The sequence below is a fragment of the Endozoicomonas sp. ALC020 genome (assembly GCF_049275935.1).
Lineage (GTDB): Bacteria > Pseudomonadota > Gammaproteobacteria > Pseudomonadales > Endozoicomonadaceae > Endozoicomonas_A.
In genome coordinates this window covers 3,748,323-3,764,307 of the sequence record NZ_CP184830.1, presented here as the reverse complement: position 1 = coordinate 3,764,307, position 15,985 = coordinate 3,748,323, and the positions used below count along the sequence as shown (strand labels likewise).

Here is a 15,985-nt window from a genome sequence, read left to right as displayed (position 1 = left end):
GCAAACAATCAATTATTCATTTATCCGCAGCTCAGTAATTTTCGCCTTGTGATAGCCACCGTTGGCGGCGGTGGTAAGCACATGGCTACAGTCGTCACTGAAGGCGGCTGATGAGACCAGCCCGCCATGGGAAATTGTGGCTTTTTCTTTCCATAATCCATCCGCCCCCAGGCCAATAATTTTCGCCGTTTTATCTTTACTGGCGGTGACGATATGGTAACCATCAGAACTGAATGTGGCCGAATAGGCTCGACTATTATGGCAAATGGTGGTTTTTTCTTTCCATGATCCATCGTCCTCACGGCCATAAATTTTCACCTTGCCATCGTCACTGGCGGTCACCACATAGCGGCCATCGGGACTGAATGTGGCTGAATTGACATCGCCTCCATGGTAAATGGTGGCTTTCTTTTCCCATGACCCATCATCCGCCTTCTTACCATAGATTTTCGCCGTGCCATCATAACTGGCGGTCACCAAATGGCTGCCATCGGCACTGAAGGCGGCTGATTTGACCTTATTTTTATGACGAATACCGGTTTTAAATTCCAACAGCAGTTTGGTGGCCAGCCAGGCAAAATTCTGGCTCTTGAGATGGGTGGCAATAATCCATTAATTATTACTGAAGTTAAAGACCACAAAGCAGCGATACACGACGCTATTCAGTCAGCGTTTATTACTGCCGGTCAGCGCTGTACTTGCTCCAGGCGCTTGTTCGTTCCTGCCTCAGAATGGGGTAATAGTTTTATTGATCAGCTGGTCGAAGCCGCTGGCAACATCAAAGTGGGTCAATGGAATGATGAAGACCAGCCCTTCATGGGAGCCGTTATTTCAGAAGCGGCGGCGGACGCTATTCTTCAAGCTCAGACACACCTGCAGCAGCTGGGTGGTCAATCACTGCTGACGAGCCAAAAATTGAAGAAAGGCACCGGTTTACTGTCACCCGGCATTATTGATGTTACCGCCATTAAAGAGCTGCCTGATGAAGAATACTTTGGCCCTCTGTTGCAGGTAATTCGTTACGACCAGCTCGACGAAGCCATTGAACAGGCCAATAACACCCGCTATGGACTCTCCGCAGGCATTTTCAGTGACAGTCGTCAAGACTATGAACAGTTCCTGCACCGCTCCCGGGCCGGAATCGTCAACTGGAACAAGCCCATCACTGGAGCCAGCAGTGCTGCGCCATTTGGTGGTATTGGCGACAGTGGTAACCACCGCCCCAGTGCCTACTTTGCCGCTGATTACTGTGCTTACCCGGTAGCCAGTGTGGAAGCTGAGAGTCTGTCACTCCCGGAAAAACTGGCCCCGGGTTTAAAGCTTTAATAACGCTGGCTCCGAGATCGGAATAGAAGAGATATGAATAAAACTGTTGAAGCCAATTTTGATGGCCTGGTAGGTCCAACCCATAACTATGCTGGCCTGTCTCTGGGCAATATCGCCTCAACCCATCATCAGTCAGCGCCTTCCAATCCCAAACAGGCTGCTTTACAGGGTCTGGCGAAAATGAAGGCATTGCACGACATGGGTTTAGTACAGGGAGTGCTGGCACCCCAGGAAAGACCAGACGTTTATACCCTGCGCAAGCTTGGTTTTAGCGGCAGTGATGAACAAGTGCTTGCCGAAGCCTAACGACAGGTGCCCAAAATTCTTGCCGCATGCAGTTCTGCATCCACCATGTGGACCGCTAATGCCGCTAGCGTATCACCCAGCGCCGATACAACCTCTGGCACCGTGCACTTTACACCTGCAAACCTGTGCAGCAAGTTTCACCGCTCCATTGAGCATGAGATAACAGGCAGAATTCTAAAAGCCGTTTTCTCCAGCGAGGAACATTTTACGCATCATCCTGCACTTGTCAGTAGCTCTCACTTCGGTGATGAGGGTGCAGCCAACCATACCCGTTTCTGTCAGAACTATGGAGACGAAGGGGTAGAGTTCTTTGTTTATGGCCGTTACAGCTTTGATGACGCCCGGCCAGCTCCGACAAAGTTTCCGGCTCGACAGAGTCTGGAAGCCTCACAGGCTGTTGCCCGCATCCATCAACTCAAGGCAGTGAAAAGTTACCTGTTCAACAGCCAGCTGCTCAGCACTTCCGATCGTGATATGACTATTGTTGTTCCCTCTGATTGCCAGAGCGATCGACAGGTTGCAACCTATCTGGAAGGGCTGGTTGCATCCGATAATCCCATCAATAACATCAAAGTGTTCGACCTGGGTCAAAGTATGAATAATGGTGGTGGACCTGCCTGCCTGCGCCTGAGAGTTGTGCTGACTTCTGAGGAACTGGCTGCCACCAACCAGGCCTGCCTGATAAACGACACTCTCTATGTAACACTCTGCCACTGGGTTGAAAAGCATTACCGCGACAGGCTGACTGAAGCCGATCTTGCCGATCCTGAACTTCTGATTGAGTCTCGCACAGCACTGGATGAGTTAACCGGCCTTCTGAAACTGGGGTCTATTTATCAGTTCCAACAGGTGTAAAGGCCCGGAGCTGATTTTATCTCCGCAAGTGATAGAATCAGCTCATCCATTTCATGGGAGAAAAAAATGAGAACAATGTCGCTTGCCATGGTGGCGCTTATTTCCATAGTCCTTCCAGGTTGCGTAAGCCTGACGGCTCCTCAGAAAAATCCCCAGGTCGCCCCCCTGTCGATTACTTCTTCGCCTCTGCATCGATTCTCTTTAGCCGATTTTGATGGTCTGATGTTCGAGCCCATTATCCCCGAAGAAGCGGACCCGATGTTCCCCAGCCGTGAGAGTGCTTATCAAACAATAGAATTCGAGATAGCCAAACAGCTGTCAGCGAAAATGACTATCGATCCTGACCAGATCTCACAGAATTCATTGATTGTTCGCTATGGCATTGCTTCCGATTCCATCGTCTCCGACGCAGAACTGATTCAATTCTTTGGCACAACGCCGGGACTGGTCACTGAGCCGGGCCAGGAAAAACTGACCATAGCCATTGCCCTGATTCGGGCCAATACCGGCGACGCCCTGTGGAAAGGGGTTGCCCAGGGCACGATTGTTCCCGGACTGAGCAATGAAACACGGCTGGCCAGAGCCGAAGCGGCCATAGCCAGAATGCTGGGCAATTTGAAGTAACGTCGGGGATATTGGAGAATGAAAGCAAGCAATCAATTATTCATTTTCCGTAGTTCAAAGATTTTCACCTTGTTATAGCCACCGGGATAGCCACTGCTGGCGGTGGTAAGCACATGGCCACAGTCGTTACTGAAGGTGGCTGATTCAACCCCCCACCCAAAGGAAATTGTGGCTTTTTCTACCCATGATCCATCAGCCCTCAGGCCAATAATTTTCGACGTTGAATCTCTGCTGACAGTTATCAGATGGCAGCCATCGGGACCGAAGGTGGCTGAGTTGACCCCTGCTTTGTGGGAAAAGGTGGCTAATTTTTCCCATACTCCATCATTGTCATGGCCATAAATTTTCACCTTTCCATCTTCACCGGCGGTCACCAGGTAAAGGCCATCGGCACTAAAGCTGGCTGAATTGACTTCGTTCTTATGGTAAATGGTGGTTTTTTTCTCCCATGTTCCATCCCCATCCTGGCCGAAGATTTTCGCCTTGCCATCAACACTGGCGGTCACCAAATGATTGCAATCAGCGCTGAAGGTCGCTGAGTTGACTACTTCCTTATGTAAAATAATGGCTTTTTCTTTCCATGGCCCGTCATCCTCATGACCATAGATTTTCACCGTACAATTGCTGACGGTCACCAGATGGCTGCTATCAGCGCTGAAGGTAGCTGAATCGACATCATCAACATGGTAAATTTTCGCTTCTTCTTCCCAGGTTCCACCCTCCTTCTGGCCGTATATTTTTGCCGTGCCATCATAACTGGCGGTCACCACATGGGTGCTATCGGGGCTGAAGGTAGCTGAGCTGACCCAGTCATCATGATCAATTGTGGCTTTTTCCACCCATAGTCCATCGCCCATCTTGCTGTAGATCTTCGCTGTGTGATCGCCACTGGCGGTCACTAAATGAGAGCTATTGGCGCTGAAAGTGGCTGAATTAACCCATGCATCATGAAAAATGGTAGCTTTTGCTTTCCATGATCCATCATCCTCATAGCCATAGATTTTTGCCGTGCCATCATCACTGGCAATGACCAAATAGCGACCATCGGCACTGAAGGTGGCTGACTCTACGCAGGAATCATGGGAAATGGTGGCCTTCTTTTCCCATAAACCATCGTCATTCAAGCTACAGATTTTCACCTCTTCATCATCACCGATGGTCACCACGTGACGACCATCATCGCTTAAGCTAGCCGATTCGACGCCATCATCATGGAGAATGACGGCTTTTCCTTTCCATGATCCGTCGGACTCCTTTTGATAGATTTTCGCCATGCCATCGTGACTGGCAGTCACCACGTTGAGACCATCTTTACTGAAAGCCGCTGAACGGATTAAGGCCTCATGGTAAATAGTGACTTTTTTATCGACATTAAATGTTTCACACTGCGACATTAGATCGGCATTGTTGAAAAAGAGCAGAGCAGGAAAACAAGCCTCTTCCCGACGTTTAACAAGTGACTGGATTAGCGCCTGATTATTCGTAAATTGCCCCAGCCAGGCACTGAGTTGCTGATCACTTCTTGCGGCGGTGGTTGTCTTCAGTAGAGACTGGTGTGCTGAAGAAAAACGGTGGTACCATTCCTTTGCCAGAATATCTTCTTGTTTAACAAGCTCTTGAAATTGGCTAGATACCTGTTTCAAACGGGTAACATCTTTAAGTCCCAAATAACCAATAATATTTAATGGTGTGGGGCGAGACAAATTGAGTAGCTGAGGTTCACTGCTCACAGATACAGTGATTTCCCTACCCCCACTGGCACCCGTTGGTGCATGCTCCGATATAGATTGAGGAGGTTTTGGTAAATATGAAAAGGCAGCTTTTGAGTTGTTGCTTATTGATTCCATGCTTGGTCAATCCTTAGTTTAATAGTTTGTGTTTATCTTCAATCAGGAAGAACATCCAAAATTGAAACTAAGGGTTGGATTCTGTTTTAAAGTAAAAGTTCATAACAGGGTGTTAAGTGAAACTAACAACAGTTTCTGCCTTTCAGCACACGGTAAAGGCAAACAATCAATTATTCATTTATCCGCAGCTCAGTAATTTTCGCCTTGTGATAGCCACCGTTGGCGGCGGTGGTAAGCACATGGCTACAGTCGTCACTGAAGGCGGCTGATGAGACCAGCCCGCCATGGGAAATTGTGGCTTTTTCTTTCCATAATCCATCCGCCCCCAAGCCAATAATTTTCACCGTTTTATCTTTACTGGCGGTGACGATATGGTAACCATCAGAACTGAATGTGGCCGAATAGACTCGACTATTATGGCAAATGGTGGTTTTTTCTTTCCATGATCCATCGTCCTCACGGCCATAAATTTTCACCTTGCCATCGTCACTGGCGGTCACCACATAGCGGCCATCGGGACTGAATGTGGCTGAATTGACATCGCCTCCATGGTAAATGGTGGCTTTCTTTTCCCATGACCCATCATCCGCCTTCTTACCATAGATTTTCGCCGTGCCATCATAACTGGCGGTCACCAAATGGCTGCCATCGGCACTGAAGGCGGCTGATTTGACCTTATTTTTATGACGAATACCGGTTTTAAATTCCAATGATCCATCGTCTTCAAGGCCATAGATTCTCACCGTGTAATTGTTGCTGACGGTCACCAGATAGCTGCCATCGGCGTTGAAGGCAACTGAATCAATATCGTCAAAATAGTGCAAGGCGGCTTTTTCTTCCCATATTCCACCTTCCTCCAGACCGTAGATTTTTGCCGTGCCATCATAACTGGCGGTCATCACACGGGTAGCATCGGCGTTGATCTTAACCGAGCTGATAAAGTCATTATGATAAATTATGCCGGTTTCCAGCCATGACCCATCGTTCTCCCTACTGTGGATCTTCACTGTGTGGTCGCCACCGACAGTCACCACATGGCGGCCATCGTTACTGAAGGTGGCTGAGCTGACAAATTCATTATGGGGAATGATAGCTTTTGCTTTCCATGATCCATCCTTCTCATAGCCATAGATTATCGCCGTGCCATCGTCACTGGCAGTTATCAAATAGCGGCCATCGGCGCTGAAGGTGGCTGATTTGACATAGGCATCATGGCAAATAGTGGCCTTTGCTTCCCATGATCCATCATCATTACGGCCATAGATTTTCACCTTGTCATCTTCACCGATGGTCAACACGTGCAGGCCATCGGCGCTGAAGGTGGCTGATATGACCGATTTATCATGGGAAATGGTGGCTTTTTCTTTCCATGACCCGTCGTCCTCCTTGTCGTAGATTTTCGCGGTGCCATCGTCACTGGCAGTCACCACGTGGAGACCGTCTTTACTGAAAGTCGCTGAATTGATAAAGGCTTTATGGGAAATAGTGACTTTTTTATCGACATTGAATGTTCTGCACTTCGACATCAGATCAGTGTTGTTGAAAAAGAGCAGAGCAGGAAAACATTCCTCTTTTCGACGCTTAACAAGTGACTCGATTAACGCCTGATTATTCGTAAATTGCCCCACCCAACCTCTGAGTTGCTCATCACTTCTTGCCTTGATAACTGTCTTCATCAGAGACTGTTGAGCTGGAGAAAAACGTCGATACCATTCCTTTGCCAGGATATCTTCTTGTTTAATAAGCTCTCGAAAGTGGGTACATGACTGTTTCAAACGGGCAATATCTTTAAGCCCCAGACGGCCAATAATATTTAATTGTGTCGGGCGGGAGGCATTGAGTAGAGGAGGTTTACCATTCTCAAAGGCAGTAATTTCCCTACCCTCACTGACACCGGTTTTTGCTCGCTTCGATTCAGGTTCATCAGGATCTGGTAAATATGAAACGGCGGTGATTGAGTAGTACTTGTCTGGCCGCATGCTTTGTCACTCCTTAGTTTGATAGTTTGTATTTATCCTCAATCAAAAAAACATTCGAAATTGATGTTTAGAGTTAGATTCTGTTTTAAAGTAAAAGTTCTTAACATGTTGTTAAGTGGAACTAACAACAGTTTCTGACTTTTAGCACACGCAGAGTAGCGTCACTCAAAAGAAACCTCTTGAATGGATAAGCCCGGATCGCGCACTCATCTTCAGGGTGACAGGATTACTGAAATACGATCAATGTCGCACTGTCGTGGACAATGGAATATGGGAGCGGCTACTCGAGGCTATATTTAACCGCTCTTTGATGAAGAAGCGGTGGACTAGTGAATATAAAGTGAAAGCAAACAATCATGCATCAGTAGTTGTGTAATTTTTACTTTGCGATCGCTACCAACGGTAACCACATGACCACCATCATTGCTGAAGGTGGCTGATGTGACCCAACCCATATGGGAAATAGTGGCTTTTTCCAACCATGATCCATCGGCCTCCTGGCCAATAATTTTCGCCGTGTAATCTTTGCTGGCAGTCACCAAATGGCGGCCATCGGAACTGAAGGTGGCTGAATTGACTTCGTCGGCATGGGAAATAGTGTTTTTTTCTTTCCATGATCCATCGTCCTCACGGGCATAAATTTTCACCTTGCCATCTACACTGGCGGTTACCAGGTGGCTGCCATCGGCGCTGAATGCGGCTGATCTGAGATCATTTTCGTGGGGAATAGCGACTTTTTCTCTCCATACTCCATCCTCAAGAGCAAAGATTGTCACCGTGTTATCGTAACTGGCGGTCAGCAAATAGCGACCATCGGAGCTGAAGGTGGCTGAAACGTCAGACTCAAAATGGCTAGTGGTTACTTTTTCTTCCCATGTTCCATCCTCCTTCAGGCTGCAGATTTTCGCCGTGCAATCATAACTGGTGGTCACAAGGTGGGTACTATCGGCGCTGAAGGTAGCTGAGCAGGCCCAGTTATCATGATAAATTGCGGCTTTCTCTACCCATGACCCATCGTCCTCCTTGCTAAGGATCTTCAGTGTGTAGTCGCTGCTGGCAGTCACTATATGCTGATCATCTGGGCTGAAGCTGGCTGAATGGACCTCTTCAAGATGGGAAATGATCGCTTTTTCTTTCCATGATCCATCGTTCTCATGGCCATAGATTTTCGCTGTGCCATCGTCACCGGTGGTCACGACATGGTGGCTATCGCTGCTGTTGCTGAAGTTGGCCGAATTAACATATTTACCATGGCAAATGATCGCTTTTTCTTTCCATGATCCATCGTCCTCATGGCCATAGATTTTCGCCGTGCCATCGTGGCTGGCGGTCACCAAATAGCGACAATCTGTGCTGAAGGTGGCTGATTCAACACGGGCAACATGGGAAATGATGGCTTTTGCCTGCCATGATCCATCGTCATCACGGCCATAGATTTTCACCTTGTGATCGCAACCGATGGTCATCACGTGGCGGCCATCGGTGCTGAAGGTGGCTGATCTGACCAAGTCATCATGGGAAATGATGGCTTTTTTTTGCCATGATCCATTGTCCTCCTGGTCGTAGATTCTCGCCGTGCCATCATAACTGGCTGTCACCAAGTGGAGGCCATCGGTGCTGAAAGTGGCCGAGTTGACATCGCTTCTATGGGAAATAGTGACTTTAGTCTCTAAATTAAACGTTTTGCGTTGCGACATTAAATCAGTGTTGTTGAAAAAGAGCAGCGCAGGAAAATAAGCATGGTTTCGGCGTTCTACAAGTGACTTGATTAACACCTGATTATTCGTAAACTGCCCCAGCCAACCACTGAGTTGCTGAACATTTTTTGCAGTGACGACTGTCTTTAGCAGGGACTGGTGTGCAGAAGAAAGGCGGCGATACCATGCCTTTGCCAGAATGTCTTCTTCTTTAATAACCTCTCGAAAGTGGGTACACACCTGTTTTAAACGGGCAATATCTTTAAGTTTCAAACAGCCAATAATTTTCAATTGTGCCAAGCTGGGCAAATTGACTAGTGAAAGTTCATCCTCGTCACATACAGTAATTTTCCTGCCTGTATTGACACCCTTTGGTGCTGGCATCGATGTAGATTGATCAGGTCTTGGCGAAAGTGAACCGACAATATTGGAGTTGTTATTGACTCCATTCATGCTCTGTTACTCCTAGTATTTACCCTCAATTAAAAAGAACATTTAAAATTGATGCCACGGGTTAGAATCGGTGATGAAATAAAAGTTCATAACAGGTTGTTAAGTGAAACTAACAAAAGTTTCTGTCTTTCAGCACACGCAGAGCAACGTCACTCAGATGGATAAGCCCGGATCGCACGCTCATCTTCGGGGTGACCGGAGTACCGAGCAAGCAAACAATCAATCGATGAATAGTTTAATGATTTGCACCCTGTCATGGTAGCTGACGGTAACCAGATGGCTAACGTCGTTGCTGAAAGTGGCTGATATTTCCGACTCCCATTGGTAAATCGCGGCTTTTTCTACCCATGATTCATCAGTTTCCTGGCCAATGATTTTCGCCATGTTGTCGTAACTGGTAGTCACCAGATGGCGGCCATCGGCACTGAAGGTAGCTGAGGTGACCGAATCGTCATGTTCAATTTCGGACTTTTTTTTCCACAAACCATCGTCGTCATGGCCATAAATTATCACTCTGCCATCGTAACCGGCAGAAACCATATGACGACTATCGGCGCTGAAGGTGGCTGAATTGACGCAGTCATAGCCGCCATGGTCGATGATGGCTTTTTCTTCCCATAATCCACCCGCACCCGCCTTCTGGCCACAGATTATCGCCGTGCCATCGTCACTGGTGGTCACCAGATGGCAGCCATCGGGGCTGAAAGAGGCTGTATTGACCACATCTCTATGAAAAATAGTGACTTTTTCTTTCCATGTTCCATCGTCCTCATAGCCATGGATTTTCACACTGCAATCGCCACTGACGGTAACCACATGGTATCCATCGGCGCTAATGGTAGCTAAATTGACACCGTCTTCATGGTCAATGGTCGCTTGTTCTTGCCATGTACCACCCGCCTCCTGGCCGTATATTTTCGCAGTGCCATCCCAACTGGCGGTCAGCAAACGGCGACCATCGTCGCTTAAATTAGCCGAGATGACACAGTCATCATGAGTAATTCTGGCTTTTTCTTTCCATGAACCATCATCCTCATAGCCGTAGATTTTCGCCCTGTGGTCGTAACTGGCGGTCACCACGAGACGGCCGTCGGAGCTAAAGACGGCTGAAACGATCTTGTTATCATGGGAAATGATGACTTTTTCTTCCCATAATCCATCCTCATCATGACCATAGATTTTTGCAATGTCGTCGTCACTGGTGATCATCAGATGGCGGCCATCAGGGCTGAAGTTAGCCGAGTTGATGCAGTCATTATGACGAAAGATGGCTTTTTCTTCCCATCTTCCATTAGCCTCCCAACCGAAGATTTTTGTGGTTTTATCGTCACTGGTGGTCACCACGTGGCGGCCATCGTCACTGAAGGTAGCTGATCTGACCGCGCCATAATGGGAAATGATGGCTTTTTCTTGCCATGATCCATTGTCCTCCTGGTCATAGATTCTCGCCGTGCCATCATTACTGGCAGTCACCAAGTGGAGGCCATCGGTGCTGAAAGTGGCCGATCTGATAGGGCGTCTATGGGAAATAGTGGCTTTCGTCTCTAAATTAAACGTTTTGCATTGCGACATTAAATCAGTGTTGTTGAAAAAGACCAGAGCAGGAAAATAAGCATTCTTTCGGCGTTTTATAAGTGATCGGGTTAACACTTGATTATTCGTAAAATGCCCCACCCAACGGCTGAGTTGTTCATCATTTTTTGCGGAGATAACTGTCTTTAGTAACGACTGGTGTGCTGAAGAAAAGCGGTGATACCATGCCTTTGCCAGAAGGTCTTCTTCTTTAATAACCTCTCGAAAGTAAGTACACACCTGTTTTAAACGGGCAATATCTTTAAGTCTCAAACAGCCAATAATTTTCAATTGTACCAAGTTGGGCAACTTGAGTAGCGAAAGTTCACCCTTGTCACATACAGTAATTTTCCTGCCGGTGCTGACACCCGTTGGTTCTGGCATCGATGTAGATTGATCAGGTGTTGGTGAAAGTGAACCAACAATATTTGAATCGTTATTTACTCCATTCATGCTCGCTTACTCAATGGTTAGCATTTACCCTCAATTAAAAAGAACATTTAAAATTGATGCCACGGGTTAGACTCGGAGTTGAAATAAAAGTTCATTACGGGTTTTCAAGTGAAACTGACAATAGTTTCTGTCTTTCAGCAAAAGCAGAATAGCGTCAATTAGAGGAACCCCCTTGAATTGATAACCCAGGATCGCACGCTCATCTTCGGCGTGATTGGAGTAAGGCTTTTCAGCCGGGTAACAATAACGCAGCTCAGCCTTACTTTTTTACCACCGGCAGCAATAATTTTCGCCACTAGTGCAGCCAAGCCTTGATATCCATACAGGCCACTCGTTCCGATACTCTGAGGTCGTCATTCCCGCGAAGGCGGGAATCCAGCGCCAACAGCGGGTCTCTGCCTTCTCGCGGATGAAAAGGCCAGGGGGACACCGGGCAGTATGGTTCTGGTGATGAGTCTGTGTGGATTCCCGCCTTCGCGGGAATGACGGGAGTGAGGCCGGAAATGACGGGAGGGGAACGGGTTTTGCGACACCCTCTGTTGCGTGGGAACGAGGGGTGTATGGATATCAGAGCTTAGCTGCACTAGCCTTCTGATTTTGGATCTTCTAAACAGAAATGGATGACAACTGTTTTCCAGTATCCAACATTATTTTCCGTTTTTTTTGATTAACTCAACAACCTCGCATCTTCCTTCATTCTTTTCTGCAAAGCCGGATGCGCCTTGACCCTATGGAGATAGGCGGCAAAGGCCGGATATTCTGAGGGGTCAGGTTCGAATCCGGCATAACCGGCATTGATAAAACAGGAACCGATGCCAATATCAGCCATCATCAACGATTCACCCAAAAGAAAACCTTGTTCCGGAACAACACTTTCCAGATAGGCCAATGTCCTGGGCATGTTGTCTTTAAGGTTTTGCTGTACTTTGTCTTCGTCCGTTTCCATCCCCATCATTGGCTTCACCACCCGTTCGAAGAACAAACCTTCAGCAATCACTTTCATCAAAACGGTATCAGCGTATTCCTCATACCAGCGGGCTTTGGCTTTGTGGGCCGGATCGGTGGGATACAAAGCAATTTCCGGATAGCGATCTTCCAGATACTCACAGATGATGGAGGAGTCGGCCAGGGTAACTTCACCATCCTGCAGGGCAGGAATTTTTTTCAGTGGACTGATTTTTTCAAAACCCTCCGGGGTATTAAATGGAATGACGAGGTCCAACTCAAAATCCAGTCCCTTCATTTCCAGGGCTGCTATAACCTTTCGGACCATGGGAGAAAGGATTGCTCCGTAAACTTTCATGCTAATTCTCCTTTACTGTGAATCATTTTCATTCCTTAAAGATAAGAAAATGGTTCTATCACTATGACGACTGAGAACCCCTTATCCTACAACCAAGTCTATTAATAAGACCACTTTATGCTAACCTTGCGTCGTTTATTTACATTCCGATGAAATTCAATGAGACAGTCTATTCTGGGTCCCCTCTCTGCAGAGGCTTTCCTGCAGGGCTATTGGCAAAAGAAACCCCTGCTGATTCGCCAGGCCATAGCGGATTTTCAGTCGCCTCTCTCAGCCGATGAGCTGGCAGGTCTGGCTCTGGAAGAAGAAGTTGAGTCCCGCATTGTTCTGGAGAAGGGAGAAACTCCGTGGCAACTGAGACGAGGACCTTTTAGTGAATCTGACTTTACCTGTCTGCCTCCCAGTCACTGGACACTTCTGGTTCAGGCTGTGGATCACTGGGTTCCCGATGTTCACTCGCTGCTGGATTACTTTGACTTTCTGCCCTCCTGGCGCCTTGAAGACATCATGATCAGCTATGCAACCGATGGGGGTTCAGTGGGTCCTCACTACGATCATTTTGATGTTTTCCTGATTCAGGCCGAAGGCAAAAGGCGCTGGCAAGTCGGCCCGGTCTACGATGCCAGCTCACCAAAACTGGAAAACACTGACCTTCATATCCTGTCAGAGTTTGAAGTTCAGGAAGATTATGTCCTTGAACCGGGTGATATGCTCTATCTGCCACCCGGTGTCGGTCATCATGGCGCTGCCGAAGGCGAATGCATGACTATTTCAGTAGGCTTCCGGGCTCCCAGTCATCGCGAAATTCTAATACAGTTTACTGACTTTATCGCCGATCAGCTGTCAGAAAGTCTTCGCTATTCAGACCCCGACCAGACTTTGCCCGAACGCAAAGGCGAGATTGATGAAAAAACCCTGGATCGTCTGCAGACAATCCTGAAAGAGCATATAGAAGATCGTGCAATGCTGGCAGACTGGTTTGGAGAGATGATGACTCAACCCAAACACGAGCAGCCTGTCGAAGAGCCCTGGCAAAATTGGGAAGCCTTTATGGAAGAGGCTGCAGGAGTTGATCTGGTGCTTAATGAGAGCTCAAGGCTCGCTTTCAGGGAAGAGAGAAATTCCCTGACACTGTTTGCTGATGGTGACGCCTACAAATGTCACTCTGAGGAGGCAACAAACCTGGCTCAACAGTTGTGTCAGGACTCACAACTGGCATCCGATCATTGGTGCTCTGTCGTAGATAATGAAACACGGGAGCTAGTGCTCGACTTGATTAACTCAGGCTGTATCTACCCGCTCTTTGAAGAAGATGGTGTGGGCTCATGATCGACATCCTACCCGACCTAAAGAGGGTGTCGCAAAAGCCCAACAACTCGTTTCCACGCTCTGCGAGGGTGTCGCAAAACTTCAACAGCTCGTTCTCACGCTCTGAAGTCGTCATTCCCGCGAAGGCGGGAATCCAGCGCCAACGGTGGATCTCTGCCTTCTCGGGGATGACAAGGCCAGGGGGACACCGGGCAGTATGGTTCTGGTGGAGAGTCAGTGTGGATTCCCGCCTTCGCGGGAATGACGAGAATGAAGCCGGGAATGACGAGAATGAAGCCGGGAATGACGAGACTGAAGCCGGCAATGACGGGAGTCAGCGCGTTCCCGCGCCGGAGATAGTTTTGCGACACCCTCTCTGCGCGGGAATGCATACCTCCCCTGAAAAGCGGACTCTGCAGCTCGAGATAAGTATGGGTTCCCACGCAGGGACCCACAGGGACTAAAAGCATGGGAACCAGAGTTTTGCGACATCCTCTAAAGGACGGGGATTCCTGTTAGTCACCCGACAGGTTCCTGTTTCACAGTTCGTTGCTCAGGGAACAAGCGGGGGCGCCTAGCCCAATGTTCCCCAAGTCTCACACGAACTCCGCAGGCTTAACATTCCTCCAGCCCGGAGGTAGGTCTGCGAGAGACGTAAGGTTTGATAGTTCATGGGCTTGCTCTACGCAAGCCGAAGCCGAGCTTACATCCCCATCCTCAAAGTATGGGGTTTTACGCTTATTCGATAAGAGTGAAAGCAAGCAATCACTCATGCATCTGTAGTTGTGTGATTTTCACTTTGCGATAACCAATTAGTTCTGTTTCTTTGAAAGATTACCCAGACATCTTACGGCCCTAAAATTTCACTGATACAGAATCCCCGCAGAAATTTTAATTACGACTATTCTGGTTAAATTATTTTAAAGAATGCAGATGAAGCAATGACCATACAACATGCCTTTAAGTTATTTTCGTTTTCAATATTTTTGTTTATTTGTCAGCATGGTCTGGCAAACGACACTTACAACCTTGAAGAATTTCGCCAGTATTATATAAAAAACTGGAAGCCCACTTCAAAACAACAACAAGACAAAGATAATTCCATCATAAACCCATTTAAAAATATTCGTATTGGCTTTTTCAGGCTAAATTTAACGACTGACGATGTATATGGAGATGATCGGCTGGAAATTTATAATGACTTTCTGTTTGATGAGCAAGACTTTAGGCATCTTTTAAACTTTTACTCTAATTACGTGAACATAGGGGGTCCTCAATATCGGCATGGGCGCATTCAGAAAATGTTGAGATTGATGTTTCGTATATTCACTATAAATGTGACCACGAAAATCAGGCCGATAGATCGAATGAAAATGAATGCAATGGCGACAAGACTCTTCGAACAATTATTTAAGTCTCCAACCATCAATGGCGGGGCAAACCCTCATTACAACTATTTCAATTTAGGTATAGCACCTATGCTACCTGATTATGACAATATAAATGACGTTTTTGCCCTGATGTTTCTTGCTTTTCTTAGCCCTCATGTTCTTTCCATGCAAGACTTTGATCCGTACTTTGATCAGGTGCTCCTGCACTTTACCCGAAACAGCTATCATCAAGCGGTATCCGATTCTCTGATGTCTGGTAATATCAGCGAATATCAATCTCCGCAAGGCTTTGCCCATCAGCTCAAAGCGGCAAATCTGGACAGTGAAACTGCGCTTTTGATCGCTTTATGCGCAATGGGAAGAGCTTCTCACCATTACATCGAATTAGGACGGGTTTGGCCAAAAACACTGGAAGAAGTGCTGCAAAGATTTTTGCGAAATGACTTTCTGAGCAGAAGCTACCTGTTTATGGCAAACGACGACTACAAAAAAATACTTTCTATGCCCGCAGCCCTGCATAGCCGTGAAAGCATGCAAGAGTTCACACACATAATTCTGGGTATTGACATGGCATCCTTGCCTGTATTGGTGGAGGATGATAGGCCAGATTTCGACTATTACGGGAGTTCAGACAGTGAGGATTCAGATGAAGGAATGGTATCAGACTATAACAGCGAGGTGTCAGAAGGAGCAGTGGGAGGAGCCGCACGAGAAACCCAGGGATGCAGGATTTGCTCAAGACCAACGGATGATAATATTCCATCAGAAAACTGCACACGCTCTGTTGTCTGCAGTGTCTGTATTGAAAGCACTTTGAAGGAATAGAGGAGCAGTCCGGTATGTCGGAACAATAACACAGCGCTGTGATCGC

Annotated in this window: 12 protein-coding genes and 1 pseudogene; 5 read left to right on the top strand and 8 right to left on the bottom strand. The window is 47.3% G+C overall.

Features of this window, described 5'->3' with window-relative positions; all coding sequences use genetic code 11:
- Nucleotides 1-12: 12 nt before the first annotated feature.
- Nucleotides 13-552: a WD40 repeat domain-containing protein gene (locus ACOJUO_RS13935; RefSeq protein WP_422137275.1), complete on the bottom strand. Its 540-nt coding sequence runs from the start codon at nt 550-552 to the stop codon at nt 13-15.
- Between ACOJUO_RS13935 and ACOJUO_RS13930 the strand changes: the two genes are divergently transcribed.
- The 3 genes and pseudogenes from ACOJUO_RS13930 (at nt 526) to ACOJUO_RS13920 (ending at nt 3,111) form a co-directional block, all read left to right on the top strand.
- Nucleotides 526-1,326 (top strand): aldehyde dehydrogenase family protein, encoded by an 801-nt coding sequence (locus ACOJUO_RS13930; protein ID WP_422137274.1) that lies wholly within the window; start codon nt 526-528, stop codon nt 1,324-1,326. The two genes, ACOJUO_RS13935 and ACOJUO_RS13930, sit on opposite strands and share 27 nt — an antisense overlap.
- A gap of 33 nt (nt 1,327-1,359) precedes the next feature.
- Nucleotides 1,360-2,487: pseudogene (locus ACOJUO_RS13925) on the top strand (N-succinylarginine dihydrolase).
- A 66-nt stretch (nt 2,488-2,553) separates the two neighbouring features.
- Complete coding sequence (locus ACOJUO_RS13920; RefSeq protein ID WP_422137273.1) at nt 2,554-3,111, top strand: hypothetical protein; 558 nt, start codon at nt 2,554-2,556, stop codon at nt 3,109-3,111.
- A 32-nt stretch (nt 3,112-3,143) separates the two neighbouring features.
- On the opposite strand, the gene ACOJUO_RS13915 is transcribed toward ACOJUO_RS13920, so the two are convergent.
- From ACOJUO_RS13915 to ACOJUO_RS13890, 6 genes are all read right to left on the bottom strand, one after another.
- Entirely contained in the window at nt 3,144-4,841 is a 1,698-nt protein-coding gene (locus tag ACOJUO_RS13915) for an F-box/WD repeat-containing protein (protein ID WP_422137272.1), read from the bottom strand.
- 287 nt (nt 4,842-5,128) lie between these two features.
- A complete protein-coding gene (locus ACOJUO_RS13910) occupies nt 5,129-6,937 on the bottom strand; it encodes an F-box/WD repeat-containing protein (RefSeq protein ID WP_422137271.1) in 1,809 nt (602 codons plus the stop codon).
- A 326-nt stretch (nt 6,938-7,263) separates the two neighbouring features.
- The gene (locus ACOJUO_RS13905) at nt 7,264-9,087 is read right to left on the bottom strand and encodes an F-box/WD repeat-containing protein (RefSeq protein WP_422137270.1); all 1,824 of its coding nucleotides are present in this window, start codon (nt 9,085-9,087) and stop codon (nt 7,264-7,266) included.
- Nucleotides 9,088-9,306: 219 nt separating this feature from the next.
- Nucleotides 9,307-11,112: an F-box/WD repeat-containing protein gene (locus ACOJUO_RS13900; protein ID WP_422137269.1), complete on the bottom strand. Its 1,806-nt coding sequence runs from the start codon at nt 11,110-11,112 to the stop codon at nt 9,307-9,309.
- Nucleotides 11,113-11,407: 295 nt separating this feature from the next.
- Nucleotides 11,408-11,542 (bottom strand): hypothetical protein, encoded by a 135-nt coding sequence (locus ACOJUO_RS13895; RefSeq protein WP_422132603.1) that lies wholly within the window; start codon nt 11,540-11,542, stop codon nt 11,408-11,410.
- 237 nt (nt 11,543-11,779) lie between these two features.
- Nucleotides 11,780-12,415: a glutathione S-transferase family protein gene (locus tag ACOJUO_RS13890; protein ID WP_422137268.1), complete on the bottom strand. Its 636-nt coding sequence runs from the start codon at nt 12,413-12,415 to the stop codon at nt 11,780-11,782.
- A gap of 159 nt (nt 12,416-12,574) precedes the next feature.
- Between ACOJUO_RS13890 and ACOJUO_RS13885 the strand changes: the two genes are divergently transcribed.
- On the top strand, nt 12,575-13,744 hold the full coding sequence (locus ACOJUO_RS13885) for a JmjC domain-containing protein (RefSeq protein WP_422137267.1): 1,170 nt from the start codon (nt 12,575-12,577) through the stop codon (nt 13,742-13,744).
- A gap of 95 nt (nt 13,745-13,839) precedes the next feature.
- Here ACOJUO_RS13885 and ACOJUO_RS13880 read toward each other — a convergent pair whose 3' ends face one another.
- Entirely contained in the window at nt 13,840-14,115 is a 276-nt protein-coding gene (locus tag ACOJUO_RS13880) for a hypothetical protein (RefSeq protein ID WP_422137266.1), read from the bottom strand.
- Between the two features lie 549 nt (nt 14,116-14,664).
- Here ACOJUO_RS13880 and ACOJUO_RS13875 point away from each other — a divergent pair.
- Complete coding sequence (locus tag ACOJUO_RS13875) at nt 14,665-15,939, top strand: hypothetical protein (RefSeq protein WP_422137265.1); 1,275 nt, start codon at nt 14,665-14,667, stop codon at nt 15,937-15,939.
- Nucleotides 15,940-15,985: the final 46 nt, after the last annotated feature.

Coding starts and splice junctions, on each gene's coding strand:
- ACOJUO_RS13930 (WP_422137274.1), top strand. CDS start 526: ATGACGAATACCGGTTTTAAATTCCAACAGCAGTTTGGTGGCCAGCCA.
- ACOJUO_RS13920 (WP_422137273.1), top strand. CDS start 2,554: ATGAGAACAATGTCGCTTGCCATGGTGGCGCTTATTTCCATAGTCCTT.
- ACOJUO_RS13910 (WP_422137271.1), bottom strand. CDS start 6,937: ATGCGGCCAGACAAGTACTACTCAATCACCGCCGTTTCATATTTACCA.
- ACOJUO_RS13905 (WP_422137270.1), bottom strand. CDS start 9,087: ATGAATGGAGTCAATAACAACTCCAATATTGTCGGTTCACTTTCGCCA.
- ACOJUO_RS13900 (WP_422137269.1), bottom strand. CDS start 11,112: ATGAATGGAGTAAATAACGATTCAAATATTGTTGGTTCACTTTCACCA.
- ACOJUO_RS13890 (WP_422137268.1), bottom strand. CDS start 12,415: ATGAAAGTTTACGGAGCAATCCTTTCTCCCATGGTCCGAAAGGTTATA.
- ACOJUO_RS13885 (WP_422137267.1), top strand. CDS start 12,575: ATGAGACAGTCTATTCTGGGTCCCCTCTCTGCAGAGGCTTTCCTGCAG.
- ACOJUO_RS13880 (WP_422137266.1), bottom strand. CDS start 14,115: ATGCATTCCCGCGCAGAGAGGGTGTCGCAAAACTATCTCCGGCGCGGG.
- ACOJUO_RS13875 (WP_422137265.1), top strand. CDS start 14,665: ATGACCATACAACATGCCTTTAAGTTATTTTCGTTTTCAATATTTTTG.